Source organism: Desulfoferula mesophila (assembly GCF_037076455.1).
In the GTDB taxonomy this organism is placed as follows: domain Bacteria; phylum Desulfobacterota; class Desulfarculia; order Desulfarculales; family Desulfarculaceae; genus Desulfoferula; species Desulfoferula mesophila.
In genome coordinates this window covers 3,406,969-3,420,765 of the sequence record NZ_AP028679.1, presented here as the reverse complement: position 1 = coordinate 3,420,765, position 13,797 = coordinate 3,406,969, and the positions used below count along the sequence as shown (strand labels likewise).

Below are 13,797 nucleotides of genomic sequence, written 5' to 3'. Positions count from 1 at the left end.
ATCTTGCGGTAAACCTCGCCCACCCGGGTGTCGGTCCCGGCTTGCCACAGGGTAAAGATGACCTGCTCATCGGTGAACCCGGATCGCTTTACGGCAAAATGCCTCCCTTGAAGAAGGCATTATGCCGGAAACCTCTAATTTTCAATGGCACCGATTGCTGGGAATAGGTCCGTTCTTCCCATGGCCATGGGCACCTGACAACTTTTGGTTCTAGCCCAAGGGCTGAAGCGGGATATTATGGCCCGCAACACCCCACCTACGCCGACGATTATTTCTTGCCCAGATCCTTGCGCATGGGTATGCGGGCCAGCTTCTTGGCCAGGGCCACCTTGTCGCCCAAGCCGCACTCGCGGAAAATCATGATGCGCTGGGCCTGGGGAGAGCCCGCCCCGTGCATGGACTCCACCAGGGCGGTGCCGCCGGTCATGGCCTCGATGAGCCGCCCCAGCTTGATGCGGTCCTTGGCGGGGAAGCCTTGTACCCCGCCGAGATACTTCTCCACCAATCGGCCCACCTCCGGGCTGGCCAGGTCCTTTTCCCCCGGCAGGGTGGCGATGAAGCCGCCGGCCAGGTCCAGGGCCAGGCGGGCCACCTCGAAGTGGAAGCGGGTGACGTTTTGCTTGCATACGTTGGCCAGCATGGTGTCCACCATGTAGGCCCCCGAGGCGGTGGGCCAGCCCTCGCAAGCGCAGGCCAGGGAGGAGCTGTAGAGCGTCTCGCACAGGTGGACCATTTCGGTGACCTTGTCGCGCACGTGGGAGCCCTTGGCCGTGCCTTGGACCAGGGTGAGATAGCTCACCGCTCCGATGAGCACGTCCATGAGCCCGGTCTTGCAGGCCCCGTAGTTGGCCCGGTGGTGGGCCGCGAAACGGTACACCACCTCACCGGCGAACTCGGTTTCGCCGTCCATGAACACCCGGTCCCAGGGCACCAGCACATCCTCGAAGGCGATGAGCGCCTCGCCGCCCACCGTACCGAAAGAGGGCTTGCCCACGTCCAGGCACTGGCACTGGTCCCGGCGGCTGTCGTTGGCCTGGCGGCCGAAGACCATGGTCACGCCGGGGGAGTCCACCGGCAGGGCGCAGATCACCGCGTAATCGCTCGCATCCTCGCCAAGGGCGGTGGTGGGCATTAGCAGAATCTCGTGGGAGTTCACCGCGCCGGTCATGTGCAGTTTGGCCCCGCGGATGACGATGCCCTCGGGGCGGCGCTCCACCACGCGCAAATACTGGTCTGGGTCAGCCTGCTGGGCGGGGCCCTTGGAGCGGTCTCCCTTGGGATCGGTCATGGCCCCCACCACCATCAAGTTCTCGTCCTGGATGTAGGTGAGCCACTTTTTCAAACGCTCATGATAGTCGGTGCCCTTGGCCTGGTCCATGTCGTAGGTCACCGAATAAACCGCGTTGATGCCGTCGAAGCCCACGCAGCGCTGGAAACAGGTGCCGGTCTTCTGGCCCAGCACCCTTAGCAGCTTGGCCTTTTTGATAAGGTCGTCGGCGTTCTGGTGAACATGGGTGAAGCGCCCTATGGCGCGGCCGGTCATATGGCTGGTAGCCGTGGCCAGATCCTTGTACTTGGGGTCATTGGCCAGGGAATAGGTCATGGCCGCGGCGCGCACATGGGCCGCGGTGGCCGGGTGGCGCACCACGTCATGAATGCGCTCGCCTTGGTAGTAGATGACCGGGTTCAGTTCCCGGAGGCTTTGCATGTACTCTGAGCCGGTGCTTATCTTCATGGTCGGGCTCCCTGGCCAAAGGCCTTATTGACCGCCGCCTTGGCTGATCAAGCCGTACTTGGCGATGTTGGCGTCGGCCATCTGTTGCAGCTTGGCCACCAACTCCGCGCCTTGCTCTCCGGCGAAAAGGTGCCGGAAGCGCTTCTGGCCCTTTAGGTACTTGTCCACGGTAACGGGTTTGATCTTGCGCACCTTGGTAATTTGGCCGTGACCTGCTCCCGATAAATGTACCATTTCTTGAGTTAGACCCTCCTTGTTTTGGAACTCACTCCGAATTGGATCCGGCCCAGAGGTTAGGATTTGGCCCTTTTGGACATCCTCCGGCCGGGGTTTTGGACAGGTGGCGTCGGGCGAATTCCCGAGGCGTCCGGTCCCCCAGGGAGGTGTGAGGGTAGGCCTTTTGGGCTCGGCTTGGCCGTGGGCCGGCGCTCAAAAAAGCAAACGCCTGCCCATGCGCTGGACCAGTCTGGCGGCGCGCGCGTGCTGCGCCGGGTCGAAGGGTTGCCAGTCGGCGTGGGGGTTGTAGAGGATGCAGCTTACGTCTTCCCCGGCCTTGACCTGCATGATTATGCTCATCGTGGGAGAGGTCCAGGACCAGCGGTACTGCCTTTCTTGGTATAGGTCAAGGTTGTCAAGGGACACGTAACCGGTTCGATGCAGGGTGGCCTGGTAAACCTTGTCTGCATAGTCCCGCCAGCCCAAGCTATGCAACACGCTGGATTGCATGGTTAAAGCCAGCATCGGCAAGACGCAGCAGAGCGATATGCCTCTGGCCGATATCTTGAACCCCTTGGCGGTTTGGTTCTCACGCGCGGGCAAGAGGGTGGCCGCGAACAATAGCGGCAGAAAGAGGTTCATGCTGCGCAGGGCATAGGCGTGGTTGGCAGGAGGCAGGAAGCCGCGGTCATAAAATGTCAGCAGCAGCATGGCAAGCGCGGAGACGGCCCACAGGGCCAGGATGGCCACGGCCCATGCCTTTCGCGGAGACGCCATCTGGCCGGCTCTCTTGAACCAGCGGTCCAAGGCGGGGTGGCGATAGATTCCGGAGCCGAGATAAATATAAAAAAGGGTGAGCGCAAAGAGCAGGCAGGCGATGAGCGGTATCGGCCAATAATCCAGCAGATGGGACGTGAGCATGGCATTGCGCATCGCCGGATGCCTATAAAATATCAGCGTCCGGGCGTTCATGACGAAACCGAAGAGATAAAGCGCGATGATCAGAAAGTGAAAGGTTTTTATCGGCAGAGAGGTCTTTGAGCCGCGAATCCCGAGTATGAACAGAACCAGGCAAACAGGATAGAACGCGACCCAAAATTGATAGGTCCACATCGCGGCGGCGCCCAGGCACGCCAGCGCCACAAGGGTCGTGACCTTGCGTGTATCGCAAGTGACCAGGACCGCGCAGGTGAGCAAAAACAAGCCCGTCGATAAATGCGACTCGCCAACGATGAAATATGAGGTGAAATACACCAGGATCAAATACATCAGCACCAAAAGCGCGGCGCTTAGGGTCATGCCTTTGCGGTAGAGCAAATAGGCCGAGGCCGCATAGCAGCCAAAGGGCACATAGTACAGAAAAGCGCCGTAAATATATGAGATTTGGTTGATATCGAACCACCCGCTGCCAATGGCCAGCCGGGCCGGGGTCTTGGTCAAGAAATAGGCGATGGATCTGGCAAAAGGGGGGAAGTTCGCCAAGCCTTCCCAAAAGTTGTTGTGTTCAAAAAGCCCCGTAAAAAAATAAGCGCCGTCCGCATAAAGGTAGAAATGGGTATAGACCGCCAACGGAAAGGCGACGCACCCCAATAGGGCGAATACCATGATTAGGGTTGGTTTTTCGTTCATAAAATCCTGTCGCGTGCCCGCGCAAAGTTCGCCATGCCACAGGGGAATCGCGGTTGATGGTTCGGCTGCTCGTCTCGCGTCATGTTAATGACCCCTTGTCGCGCGGGTCAAGCCTCGCGCCTTGCTTCAGGCCGCCTCCAACCGGCAGAGTAGGCGGCGGCGAGCCGGGTCGCGGCCTCGGGGGGCAAGGCGGGCTCTATGCCGTATAGTTCAGGTAGGGATTAACTCGAGCCCCCCGGAGGAATCGTGGAATTTTTCGGCCTGGCCGAGGTGCGCACCGACGCAAAGCGCCTGCAACAATGCCTGAGCCTGGACCGGCTGCCCGAGTTCTGCGCGGGCATCAGCTCCCTGGTCAAGGCGGTCAGCGAGGCGGAGGGGGAGGTCTACTGCATGTGGGGCCATTTCGCCCTGCGCCGGGAGAACATCAACGGCGGGGTTCGCTTCACCATGCCCACCTGCCCCAACTCCCTGGCCTGGACCGTGACCACCGGCTTCCCGCCCAGCCCGGAGCGGGTGGTGGTGCACTGCACCATCAACCGCACCGAGCACGATCCGGATTTCATTGCCTCCATCGAGGAGTTCGTGGCCCTGTGGGTGCGGGGCCTGGAGGCCTCCCCCGAACTGGTCCAGGGCTGCGCTTCGGCCGCCCCCCAGGCCCTGGGAGACTTGGCCGCCCCGTAGGCCTTTGGGCGCGGGCGCTACTTTTTCAGCGAATCCTTGATCCGCTTCACATGCCCCCGCCCCAGGCCCTTTACCTCGCAGCCCAGCTCGAAATAGCGGCGTATCTTCTGGTCGTCCAACAGGGCGAAGCAGTCGATGATCGCCACGGGGCCGCCGCAGGCCTCCACCACCCAATCCGGCTCCAGCTCAAGGTACTCATGGTGCCGCACGCAAAGCACCACGGCGTCCGCCCCGCGCAAGACGCCGGGTAGATCATGGCTCACATCCAGGTCCATCAGCCCTTCCTGGTTGCGGAAAAAGCAGGCCCGGGTTGTGCAGGTGACGGGGTACTCGTCCTGCTTTACGAACTCCCACCATTTGGCCACGTAGGGGTCGTGCACCTCGATGTCCGCCCCCATCTCGGCCAGACGGCGCACCACCAGCTCGCTGCCCGAATAGCGGGTGTCGCCCACGTCTTCGCGGTAGGCGGCTCCCAGCACGGCGATGCGGCTGCCGGGCACCAGACGACCCATCTCCTTGAGGGCGTCGCGCACCAAGCCGGCGGCGTGCAATGGACGGGTGTCGTTGATGTCGATGGCCATGGGGGTCATCTTGAACAGCGGGGCCTGGAAGCCCAGGAGGTTGTGGTAGGCCCACACCCCCAGGCCGCCGTCCTTGGGCAGGCAATAACCACCCACGCCGGGACCGGGAAAAAGCAGATTGCTGTGGGTGGGACGTTTGCGGATGCACTCCACCACCTTCACGATGTCCACCCCGGCATTTTCGGCGAAGTTGCTCCACTCGTCCATGAAGGCCAGGATGGTGGCGCGGTAGCTGTTCTCCACTATCTTGGTGGTTTCGCTTTCCAGGGGGCGGTCCAAGACGGTCAGGGGGTAGTCCTTCACGTTGAGGATGCCGGAAAGAAAATCTATCACCCTCTGGCGGCTTTGGGGGGTGGTGCCCGCGCAGACCCGCCAGTAGTCCTTGATGCTCCTTACGTACTCCCTGCCCGGCATCACCCGCTCGAAGCTGTGGGCCAACAGGGGCTCGCTGGTTATGCCTCTTTTCTTGAACTCCTTGGTGATCACCGGATTGGCCACGTATTCGGTGGTGCCGGGGGGCACCGTGGTTTCCATGAGCACCAGGCAGTGGGGGGGAATCATCTCGCCGATGATCTTCAGGCTGGCCTCCAGGTCGCGCATCTCCACCCCGCCCAGGCGCACGTCGGCCAGGGCGGTCTTGTTGTAGTCGCACTGGATGTCCACCACCACCACGTCGGCCAAGGCCAGGGCCTCGTAGGAGAAGCTGGCGGTCAGGGTCTGCTTGTCCTGCACGCACCGCTTGACGATGCGGGCGACCTCGGGGTCCTCGGCCTTCACCGGCGCCTCGCCCCGGTTGAGCAAGGGTATTTTCCAATAGCTGCGGCTGCTGGGCCGCTGCATGCCGATGACGAACCTGGCCGGCTCGTCGTCGGGTCCCACGCTGTCGGCCACCACCGCGGCCATCACCGAGCCCACGAAACCCACGCCCATGACCACCACGATCTCCCGGCCCATTTCCCGGTTGGCGGCGGCCAAGGCGGCCAGGCGTTGGTTTTCGGCTTCGTATTCGGCCGGTCCGGGCAGGGGAAAGCTTTCTCCGTCGGGGCTGATGGACAAGAGTGTTTCACCGCTATTCATATCTGGTGCCTCGCAGGGGTGGTGTCCCTCCCGCGGCCGGGCCGACGGGAGGGACGCGAATTAGAGCTGACCATTGGGTGGACGGCCCCTGCCCGGACGGCAGGGGCCCGGCAAGCTACACAGAATCCGAAAAGGCTCGGTCTTGATTTAAAAACGCCAGACGGCTCGCAGGCCGAACTGATAGCTCTCGTAGGCGCCGGAACCGGACTGGCGGTTGGTGGCGGCGGCATAGGGCTCCAGCATGAGATCCCTGTAGATGCCGAAGATGCCCCTGGCCACCAGATCCCAGCCGAGATCGTAGCCGTTCATGTCCTCGTCGTGCTGGCCTCCGATGTCCCCTTGCAGGCTGATGCCGTCGTCGTCGGACAGCTTGATGTACATGAAGGCGGTGGCTGATATGAAGTTATAGCTGCTGGGGTCGTAATAGCCGTCGTCCAGATCCTCGCTGAAGCCGTAGGCGTAGAAGGCGGGGCCCACGTCCAGGTTGAGGTACTGGTTGCGGACCACGGCCCAGCGCGGGCCCAGGCTGACCTGCCAACGTTCGTTGCCGTCGGAAAAATCGGACCAGGCCAGGTTGCCCGCGAAGTAGCCGTTCTCGGAGAACATCCAATCCCAATAGACCGCGTACATGGTTTGTTCGATGGTCAGGGAAACCGCGCGCGGCGACACGTCGAAGATATCGTTGTTGGCCACGAAGCGCAGATTCATCCGGTCGCTGGGGTTCAGATCGATCATGCCCTCCCAATAGGTGTAGGAGTCTCCGCCCTGCACGTTGCCGGGCCCGATGCGGCCCTGCGCGGCCAGCCAAGGAGTGAAGCGGTGCCAGGCGCCGATCCAGCCGATGGTGTAATCCACCGAGTCGCTGCCGTCCACGGAACCCAGGCCGGAGCCTTCCCCGCCGTTGATGGTGCCCCAGCGGCCGCCCGCGGCCAGGTTGGTGGAGGGGGTAATGTACCAGGCGCCGTTGAGGTACAAGCGCAGGCGGTCGATGTCGTCGCTGTCGCTGTAGTAGTTGAAGTCGCCGCTAACGTAGGAGCGCTGGGAGATGAGGACGACCCGCTCCAGATCCTTGTTCCTGGGGTTGTCGGGCTGCAACTGCTTGACTTTTTCCAGGCTGGGCGGCACATCGTCGGGACGCCGGGCCCGGGAAAGGGCCAAGGTGCGGGTAAAGTTGTATTCGTAGTTGTTGGGGTCGGTTTTCAACAGCCCGTTGATGATGTCCAGGCCGGTGTTGGCCAGGCTGTCCCAGGTGTAGATGCTGGCCAGGTGGGCCTTGTACTCGTTGGTCTCGCCGAACCGTTTCTTGTACTCATCCAAGGCATCGAGGGCGGCGGAGTAATTGCCCCGCCAGGATTCGGCCTTGGAGTAGTCGATCCATACCTGGGCGTTCTGGGGGTCTTTCTTCAGATACTCCTGGTATAGCTCGACCGCGTTGTCCAAATCCCCTTGCCAGCTCTCTTGCCGAGCCAATTGCAAGCGAATGCCCTGGTCGTCCGGCTTCAGCTCCAGGGCCTTGCGTAGGGCCTCGGTGGACTCTTTGGGCTTGTGGGCCCAGTTGGCCAAAGTGGCCTTGGCCACGAGGTAGTCGAAGTCGTTGGGCTTGAGCTCCAGGGCCTTGTTGATGGCATCCAGGGCCTTCTGGGGCTGGTTGTCCATCGCATAGGCCTGGGAAAGCCTGGCATAAAGCGCGGGGTCGTCCTTCTTGGCCGCCACCGCGCCCTCCAGGGCCTTGACCACCAAGCCGGGCTTTTGCTGGCGGGCGCGAATATCGGCGGTGCGCAGCCACAGGTCCACTCGCTCCGGATGCTGGGCCAGGGCTTTTTCATACGCGGTGGCCGCCTCCCCCCACGACCCTCGAACCTCGGCCGCGAAGCCCTCGGGAGGGAGCTGGGGATCGGCCGCCAACGCCAAGCTGTTGAGGAATAGCAGGCTGCCCACGCACAGCAGCAGCAGGGATGTTTTCATTATTGCCACTTCCCATCTAAATTTCATTGGCCTGACCGATTGCACGGTGACACCTACTTGCGCCAGTCTCGGTTCTTGGTGACCAGGACGTCCCAAAAGAACCTGAAGGTGGTGACGATGTCGATGATTATGGAGGTGTAGCGGAAGGGGGTGATCAGTATCCCCTTGAGCAGAGAGCTGAATCGGTCACTTTTGGAGGTTACGAACAGGGTGAACAAAAACAACCCCGTCTCGGCGGCGAGAGTGACCAGCAAGGCCTCCCACCAGCCCATGGCCAGCATGAGGATCAACAGCAGGGGGAAGCTCAGCTTCTCAAAGGCCGACAGGAAGATGAACCAGCCTATGGGCCGCCCGTACTGCTTGGTGAACTGCCTGCCGAAAGCCTGACGGTATTGCTCCTTGATGCGGCGCAATTCCTCCACGCCGGATTTCTTGCTCCGCCGCCGCCAGCGCCACCGCTTCAGGGCTTTGAACGGGCTCCACAAGAGGCCCGGGAAGTAGTAACAGCTCTGCAGGAACGACGAGGACCAGTTGTGTTGCTGGTGGAACCAGTGGATGAAGCGCGGCTCCAGGGTCCTGGCGTACACGTCGGCCAGCTGGATGTTGCGGTAGCCGTAATCGGCCATGGCGAAGCCGATGAAGATGTCCTCGGAGGTGGTCAGGTTCTCGCCCAACACCGGCTCGTATTCGTCGAACAATTCCTTGACGTACTTGCGCCGATAGGCCACGGCACAGCCCACGGGGTTGACGATGGAACCGAAAAACACCATCTCCCCGTGGTAGATGAAGCGCTGCAAATACCGGTAGAGGCAATCGCGGTAGGTGGAAATCACCTTGCGCGAGAGCCTTTGGTACCAGGTTGAGTCCAGTTCGGTCACTATTTGAGGATGTTCCTTCAGGAACTCGCGCGGCTTGGGCTCCTGAAAGAGGGCCTTGCGCGCGCGGGTTTTGATGGGCAGGATGGTCCCGCAGGCGCTGGCGATGCCCACGCCCTGGTAGAGTTCAAATACCAGCCGTTCTATGTAGTTGGGCGACTCCAGGGCGGTGTCGCCGTCCAGGATGAACTCCACGTCCGCGTCGGACTCCCTGGACTGGCGCTTGAGGGTCACGGTCTTGCCGATGGGGGCCTGGCGTTTGTATACCACCAAGTTGAGGCCGATGGCCTTGGCGTACTCATCGGCCACCGCGGCGGTGCGATCGTTGCTGCCGTCGTCGACCAGCACCACCCGCTCGGGCTGCAGAGTTTGCTTTTTAATCGAGTCCAGGCTGAGGATGATGTTGCGTTCCTCGTCCAGGGCGGGGATGACTACCTCCACCTTGGCCTCTCGCCAGTCTTCGGCAGGCGTAGGTTTGATTTTGTCAGGGCCGTGAACCAACCCAATGAGGCTCATTATGGCGTTGGGTCCAACAACAAGGTATGGAATGACAGCCACGGCTCTATCTCCTGTTTATTTTGCGGTAACGCTCAATAAGGTCGCCAAGGGTATCTTCCAGGCTCCACTGGGGAGTAAAGCCACTGAGGCGTGCGAGCTTGGTGACATCGGGGCGGCGCCTGGCAATGTCCACGAAGCCGGGACCGTAGGCCTCATCGTAGGTGATGTGGCGTATTTTGGATTTGCTACCGGCCAACTCCAAGGTCATCTCGGCTAATTGATTTATGGTCACCTCGCGGTTGTAGCCCACGTTGACAACTTCGCCGTGGGCCTGCGGGTTGCCGCCGAGCAAATCCAAAAACCTGACCGTGTCCCTTACGTCGATAAAGCAACGTGTCTGCTCGCCGTCGCCATAAATCACCAGGTCTTCGCCGTTCACCGCTTGGGACACGAAGCGGGGAACCACCATGCCGTACTTGCCGGTCTGCCTGGGCCCGACGGTGTTGAACAGACGGCTGACTACTATTTTAATGCCTTTACGTTGGAAATAGGAAAGACCCAACACCTCGTCGGCCAACTTGCTTATGGCGTAATTCCAACGCAGGCTCTTGCCGGAAGGAGGGGTGTGCAACACCTGGTCCTCGGCCAACTCGGGCTCCGGCGAATGGCCGTAAACCTCGCTGGTGGAAGCCATGACCACCTGCGGGGTCCAGTTTTCGTCGTCGATCGCCCGCAGGAGACGCTCGGTGCCCGCAATGTTGGTGGCCAACACCCCTATGGGATCCTTGACCACCCGGAACATGCCCACAATGGCCGCGAAATGATAAATGCGGTCGGCCCAGGTGGTGATCCTGGCGAGGTGGTCCATGGTGAGTATGTCGTCGTTGGTAAAATGAAAATCAGGGCTGTCCAGATACGGCTTTATGTTGTCCAAGACGCCAGTGGACAAGTTGTCCACCACGTGAACCTTGTCGCCTTTTTTTAAATGAAATTCAACGATGTGCGATCCAATGAAGCCTGCCCCACCGGTTACCATGACATGCATATGGTCGTCTGCTCTCCCTCGTTCAACATCCACGATTCATCAGTTTTTCAGGCCATGAAGCTGTTTAAAACGCTTCCAATGCGTCTATGCGGCTCCGACAGAATTCTGGAGGAGAAAGCGATAAACCGTGCTTTGTGCGCTTTCCCACAAGTCATGTATGCACGTCTGCTAGTTTTATGTGGTGCTAACCTCGCGTACGTCAAAGACAATATGCATCCGGTTACGTTGTTGCAACGTGTCGCAAGAAAAAGCGCGATTATTTAAAATAAAATTCTAACCTATTCTAAACCGCCAACATAGATAAATAACAAATATTATGCATTTTTCTGCAAAAGTCTTCCTTTTTAGTCTTGTTAAAAGTAGGAGTTTTATTCAGTCCGAATCGCTCTTTTTGGACATGCATAGCCGTCTGCCGTTATAGATGTCCGTCACTTGCAAAAGGGTCCTTGAGTTAGATCCGTCCAGGGGAATTGAGTTGATGCGGCGGCTGGAGGAGGCCAGCGTTTCCCCGGGCAAATCCGGCTTCGCCTGGGGCTAAACCTCATAGGGAGCGGAACGCATGGTGGTTCGTTGGCGACAAAGGGCGCTCCGTGCCCATTGCCGTTGGCCCGGCGCGATTACCCCATGGCCCTCACGACGGCCTTGTCCGGGCGTGGACTCGGCCGAGTGCCCCTTGTTCAAGACAGATACGGAAACGAACCAGGAGGCTTGCGGGGCCCTGGGCCGCAGAAGGGGGCTAGGTTTTTTCCGGATGAAAAAGCCCGCCCGGCGCCGATAGCCGGGCGGGCGCAATGGATAAGAGGCTTTTTAGAGAGCCGGGTCCAGGAGCACCTTCATGGCGCTTTCCCCCGGCACCTCGCCGGCCACCAGCTTCAGGGCCTGCAGCGCCTCTTCCAGGGGCAGGCGGTGGGTCACCAACTCCTCCAGGGGATACTTGCCCGAGGCGGCGATCTTGATGGCCGGCTCCACCGCCGGGTAGTCGTGTGAAAACACGCCCTTCAGGGTGATTTCGTTGAACACCACCTTGTCCAGGGCCAGGGGCACCTCCACGGTGGCGCCGTAGATGCCGGGCAGGACCAGGGTGGACCCCAGCCCGGCCAATTCCAGGGCCAGACGCGCCCCCTGGGGATGGCCGGTGACGTCCATGACCAGCTGGGCCATGCTCCCGCCGGTGGCCCGGCGCACCGCCTCCACCGGGTCCTCTCGTTCGGCGTTGATCACCACGTCGGCTCCGAAACGCTTGGCCATTTCCAGGCGGGGGGCGTCGCGCTCCAGCCCCACCACCATGATGGGCCCCGCGCCCGACTCCTTGGCCACGGCCACCCCGGCCAGGCCCTGTTGGCCCGGCCCCACGATAGCCACCGACCGGCCCAGGCCGCAGCCCCCGATCTGGTGCAGCCAGCGCACCCCGTTGCCCAAAACCGCGCAGGTGAGCACCGCCGCCTCGGCCGACATCTCCTCGTCGATCTTGTGCACCATGGCTCTGGGATGGAGGTACAGGTAGTCGGCGTAGGCCCCATAGAGATGGGGCGGCTCGGCGCAGGAGATCATGGAGCCGTAGGTGTAGAAGTTCTGGCACAGGGTGTAGCGGCCCTCCAGGCAGGGGCGGCACTTGCCGCAGCCAAAGGCGTACTCCACGATGACCCGGTCGCCCTCCTTGACTCCGTGGCGCTTCTGGGCCGCTGGCCCCATCTTGTAGACGCGGCCCACCATCTCGTGGCCCAGGATGATGGGATAGGGCCGCTTCCCCCGGGCGGACTTGCCCTTGAAGATGCCGGGGTCGGAGCCGCACACCCCCACCATCTCCAGCTTGAGGATGCCGTCTTCCTCGCCGATCTCGGGCAGGGGGTACTCGCGCATCTCCAGCTTGCCGGGTTCGGTCGCCACCATCGCGCGGGTTTTCATGCCGGGGCCTCCTTGTCCTTTTGGCGGTCATAGGTGCCGGAAGTGTTTTCCAGGTCTTCCCGCTGCCGCAGCCGGTTTTTCACCACCCGGTTCATGGCGTTCTTGGGCAGCTCCTCCACGGCCAGCCAGAAACGGGGCACCTTGAAGTCGGCCAACACCTCTTGGCAATGGGCGATCAAGGCCTGCCAGCCGGGATCGGCGCCGGGGGAGCGCACCACGAAGGCCATGATCTCCTCCTCGCCCGCCGCGTCCGGGGGCATGACCCCCAGCACGGCCGCCTCCACCACCAGTTCCGAGGCGGCCAGGGCGTTCTCCACCTCCACCGCGCCGACGTTCTCGCCCTTTTTGCGGATCACGTCCTTGCCCCGGCCCAGGAAGTAGACCCAACCGTCTTCGTCCATGCGGCCCCGGTCGCCGGTGTGCAGCCAGCCGCCCTTGAGGGCCTCGGCCGTGGCCTGGGGGTCTTTGAAATATTCGCGCATCAGGGCTTGGCTGCGCAGCACGATCTGCCCGGTCTGGCCGGGGGGCAGGGGCCGGTCCTGTTCGTCCACCACGGCCACCTCGTTGGTGAGGCCCGGCCAGTCGGGAACCATGGGCACCCCCACCGAGCCGTCCCTGACCGGCTGATCCAACACCCCCATCAGGGCCAGGGGCGCCTCGCTGAGGCTGTAGAGGGTTTGCAGCTTGACTCCGAAGCGGCGCTCGAAATCGGCGTAATGGCCCTTGGGCGCGCCGCCGGCCACCACCAGCTCCACCGGGTTGTCGGCGTCGTCGTCCTGGGGCGGGCGGTTGTAGAGAATGGTGGTCAGGGCCAGGAGCATCACCATCTTGTTGGCCCGGTGTTCACGGGCCCAGCCCCACATGCGCGAGGCGCTAAATTTCTCGGCCAGGATGAAGGTGGCCCCCCGGTACCAGGTGCCCAGGCAGGAATAGAACTGGGCATTGACGTGGAACAAGGGGTTGGCGGTGAGCAGGCGGTCGCCGGGCCCCAGGCCGCAGGTGCGGGCAAAGGAGGCGGCGGTGGCCAGGTAGTTGCCGTGGCTGTGCACCACCCCCTTGGGGAATCCGGTGGTACCCGAGGTGTAGAGGATGCCCGCCGGGTCTTCCAGGCCCAGCTCCAGCGGGGGCGGGGGCTCCGCGGGCAGGGAGTAGAAATCCTCGCTGGCCGCCAGGCCGCCGCCCGGACCCAGGCCCACGCCCAGCCAGTGGGCCACGCCGGGGCACTGGGCCCGCAGCTCCTCCAATAGGGGCAGGGACTGGTCCCCCAGCAGCACCACCTTGGTTTCCGAGTGGTTGAGGATGTAGGCCGCCTCCGAGGCGGTCAGGCGCAGGTTCACCGGCACCAGCACCGCCCCCAGCTTGAGGATGGCCCACCACAGCCAGATGAACTCCGGCGAGTTGCCCACCAGCATGGCCGCCTTGTCGCCCGGCCCCAGGCCCAGGGCCCGCAGTCCCTGGGCCGCCTGGTTCACCCGCCGGTCCATTTGGGCGAAGGAATATGTTTTGTCGCCGAATACCAGGTACTCCTTGGAGCCCAGCTCGGCGGCCCGTGTTTCCATCAGCTCACGAAGATTTCGCATGCCTTACCCC

Annotated in this window: 10 protein-coding genes; 1 reads left to right on the top strand and 9 read right to left on the bottom strand. The window is 62.0% G+C overall.

The window, feature by feature from the left end; genetic code table 11:
• Positions 1–268: 268 nt before the first annotated feature.
• The 3 genes from AACH32_RS15665 to AACH32_RS15655 form a co-directional block, all read right to left on the bottom strand.
• A complete protein-coding gene (locus AACH32_RS15665; protein WP_338601487.1) occupies positions 269–1,735 on the bottom strand; it encodes a 4-hydroxyphenylacetate 3-hydroxylase family protein in 1,467 nt (488 codons plus the stop codon).
• 24 nt (positions 1,736–1,759) lie between these two features.
• Positions 1,760–1,969, bottom strand: coding sequence for a hypothetical protein (locus AACH32_RS15660; RefSeq protein WP_338601484.1), 210 nt, complete (start codon positions 1,967–1,969; stop codon positions 1,760–1,762).
• Between the two features lie 195 nt (positions 1,970–2,164).
• Entirely contained in the window at positions 2,165–3,580 is a 1,416-nt protein-coding gene (locus AACH32_RS15655; RefSeq protein ID WP_338601481.1) for a hypothetical protein, read from the bottom strand.
• A gap of 246 nt (positions 3,581–3,826) precedes the next feature.
• On the opposite strand from AACH32_RS15655, the gene AACH32_RS15650 reads away from it, so the two are divergent.
• Positions 3,827–4,261: a hypothetical protein gene (locus tag AACH32_RS15650; RefSeq protein ID WP_338601478.1), complete on the top strand. Its 435-nt coding sequence runs from the start codon at positions 3,827–3,829 to the stop codon at positions 4,259–4,261.
• Positions 4,262–4,278: 17 nt separating this feature from the next.
• Here AACH32_RS15650 and AACH32_RS15645 read toward each other — a convergent pair whose 3' ends face one another.
• From AACH32_RS15645 to AACH32_RS15620, 6 genes are all read right to left on the bottom strand, one after another.
• Positions 4,279–5,919, bottom strand: a complete 1,641-nt coding sequence (locus tag AACH32_RS15645) for a nucleotide sugar dehydrogenase (RefSeq protein WP_338601475.1) — start codon at positions 5,917–5,919, stop codon at positions 4,279–4,281.
• A gap of 147 nt (positions 5,920–6,066) precedes the next feature.
• The gene (locus tag AACH32_RS15640; protein WP_338601473.1) at positions 6,067–7,884 is read right to left on the bottom strand and encodes a tetratricopeptide repeat protein; all 1,818 of its coding nucleotides are present in this window, start codon (positions 7,882–7,884) and stop codon (positions 6,067–6,069) included.
• A 53-nt stretch (positions 7,885–7,937) separates the two neighbouring features.
• On the bottom strand, positions 7,938–9,200 hold the full coding sequence (locus tag AACH32_RS15635; protein WP_338601471.1) for a glycosyltransferase: 1,263 nt from the start codon (positions 9,198–9,200) through the stop codon (positions 7,938–7,940).
• A 121-nt stretch (positions 9,201–9,321) separates the two neighbouring features.
• Entirely contained in the window at positions 9,322–10,293 is a 972-nt protein-coding gene (locus AACH32_RS15630; RefSeq protein ID WP_338606670.1) for an NAD-dependent epimerase/dehydratase family protein, read from the bottom strand.
• A gap of 816 nt (positions 10,294–11,109) precedes the next feature.
• Entirely contained in the window at positions 11,110–12,207 is a 1,098-nt protein-coding gene (locus AACH32_RS15625) for a zinc-dependent alcohol dehydrogenase (protein WP_338601468.1), read from the bottom strand.
• Positions 12,204–13,787 (bottom strand): AMP-binding protein, encoded by a 1,584-nt coding sequence (locus AACH32_RS15620; protein ID WP_338601466.1) that lies wholly within the window; start codon positions 13,785–13,787, stop codon positions 12,204–12,206. Before AACH32_RS15620 ends, AACH32_RS15625 begins: the two co-directional genes overlap by 4 nt.
• Positions 13,788–13,797 lie beyond the last annotated feature (10 nt).